Raw genomic sequence first — 2147 nt, forward strand, 5'->3', positions numbered from 1 at the left:
CGCCGGGGGCGCCTGAATCGGTGTCGGCGCCGTCACGGCGCGGAGGTGACGGGCGGGAGCGGTGGCGGGGCGGTCGAGAAGAGCGGAGGTCGACATGATGATGGTCCTTGTGGGAGGAACCCGGATGAACGGGCGGGTTCGGGTGTGCTGCGGCCCTGTCGGCCGGGAGCCCGATGGGGCGGGTGCCCGACGGTGGGCGATGCGCGAAGCAGATCCGGGTGCGCGTGATCGACGCACGAAACCGGTGCTTCGGGGGACCCCGTGCTTTCCGAGTTCAGAAGCGGAAGCGGAGTCCGACGGGGGTCACCGTGCTAGTGGCACATTCGACAACACATGACAACGCGGCCGGCCATCATCATGCCGGCAGTCCCGTTCGCCTCCCAGGCGGACAGAGAGCGTGCGGTGTCAGTCATGTGGCCGATTATGACCGAGTGGGTCGCAATGCGTCAAATCGCTCGGATGCCGTGGCCCGTTCATTGCGGAATGTGACACATTGCTCAATCGAGGCCGGGGGTGGGGCTGGCCGCGGACGCGCGCGCCAGACTGGTCCCATGATGACGTCGACGAGGCCGTCGCATGGTCCGCTCACGCGCTGGTGGCTGGCATTCGTCAAGCACCGGCTCAATCCGCTCACGCTGCGGATGGCGCGCGCCGGCCGCGGCCCCTTCTCGCTCGTCGGCGGCGGCACGGCGCTTCGCCGCGGGCGCTCGTACCGGATCGTCGCGGTCGAGGAGATGTGCGCCGAACGCGGCCGTCGCGCATTCGCCAGACGGCACGGATCGTCCTCACCGTGCTGCGCCGGCGCGAGTTCCGGCTCCTGCCCGTCGACTCCCTCGACGGCGAGCCGGATGGCGCGCGCTGACGTCCCGCGCGAGGCTCGGCTGAGCGCACCCTGAAGCCCCGCCGAGCGATCGCCGCGACATCCCGCGCGCTGCGTCCGCATGGGGGAGGCCGGGCGTACGCTGTCGGGGTGACTGAGCTGCGTTTCACACACGAGACGGATGCCTCGCGCTACACCCTGCACCGAGGCGATGACCTGGTGAGCGTCCTGGACTACCGCGACGACGGGCGCACGGTGGCGATGACCCGCGCCTACACGGTGCCGACGTTCCGTGGGTACGGCTATGCGGGCGAGGTGGTCGAGCGCGCCGTCGCCGAGCTCGAGGGCCGCGACGATCGCAAGGTCATTCCCGTCTGCTGGTACGTCGCGGACTGGTTCGACGCGAACCCCGATCGCCGCGGCATCCTTCACGAGCGCCGCGCCGTCTAGCACCTCCTGACCGGTGAGGTCGCAGCCCCTAGGCTGGCGCCGTGCATATGGAAGAGGTGTTCACCGTCGTGGCGGTCGCGTTCGAGGCGATCGGCGCGGCCGCGATGATCATCGGCTTCGCCGTGGCGCTCGTCCTCGGTGCTCGTTCGCTCTTGCGAGGCAAGGGCGGCCAGACTGCGTTCACCACCCTGCGCACGACACTCGGGGGCGCCATCCTCCTCGGCCTCGAGGTGCTCGTCGCCGCCGACCTCATACGCACCATCACGTCCAAGCCCTCGCTCGAGGATGCGACGATCCTGTTCGTCGTCGTGGTGATCCGGACCATCCTCTCGATCTCGATCCAGATTGAGATCGACGGCACGCTGCCCTGGCGCCGGGCCCTGCTGCGCAGCGGCGGACAGGTGATCGGCGACGCGATCGCGCGAGATCGCGCCGCACGCCGCAGAGGCACCGCGGATGCCGGCGCCGGGGCATCCGACACCGTGTGACCCCTTGTCAACCCCATGTCGTCCGCGCGCGATGCCGCGCACGCTGGGAGCAGACGAGAGGAGCACGCGATGGATCGCGACTTGCCCGAAGGCGTCATCGACGCCGATCCGGCCGGCGGCTGGGACGAGAACGACGACCTCGAGGCGCGCGAGCGCAGCGCCGAGGCCGCCGACGCCGAGACGCTGCTGACCGATGCGGCCCTGCGGCCGGACGACCCGGTCGAGGGGGAGGCGGTGCGCCGCGGCGCCGACCCGGATCTGGCGACCGACGCCGATCGCGGCGAAGAACCCTGAGAGGAGAGCGCACCATGAGCACGACGGGCAACGAGTACGAGCGGCCGGGAGTGAACTACCCCGACCGAGAGGACGCCGACGGTGCGACGAGCACG

Annotated in this window: 3 protein-coding genes; all 3 read left to right on the forward strand. The window is 70.4% G+C overall.

Translation table 11 applies throughout. The annotated features are described in order from the left end of the window. Positions 1-970 precede the first annotated feature (970 nt). Positions 971-1270 (forward strand): GNAT family N-acetyltransferase, encoded by a 300-nt coding sequence (locus EIO58_RS16690; protein WP_127820417.1) that lies wholly within the window; start codon positions 971-973, stop codon positions 1268-1270. Between the two features lie 47 nt (positions 1271-1317). Further along, positions 1318-1758: a DUF1622 domain-containing protein gene (locus EIO58_RS16695; RefSeq protein WP_205789345.1), complete on the forward strand. Its 441-nt coding sequence runs from the start codon at positions 1318-1320 to the stop codon at positions 1756-1758. Between the two features lie 69 nt (positions 1759-1827). After that, entirely contained in the window at positions 1828-2052 is a 225-nt protein-coding gene (locus EIO58_RS16700) for a hypothetical protein (RefSeq protein WP_127820419.1), read from the forward strand. Positions 2053-2147 lie beyond the last annotated feature (95 nt).

Source organism: Microbacterium sp. CPCC 204701, from assembly GCF_004010105.1.
GTDB lineage: Bacteria > Actinomycetota > Actinomycetes > Actinomycetales > Microbacteriaceae > Microbacterium.

What these genes read in the sequence shown, in the direction of transcription:
- EIO58_RS16700 (WP_127820419.1), top strand. Translation starts at nt 1,828, where the DNA reads ATGGATCGCGACTTGCCCGAAGGCGTCATCGACGCCGATCCGGCCGGC.
- EIO58_RS16695 (WP_205789345.1), top strand. Translation starts at nt 1,318, where the DNA reads ATGGAAGAGGTGTTCACCGTCGTGGCGGTCGCGTTCGAGGCGATCGGC.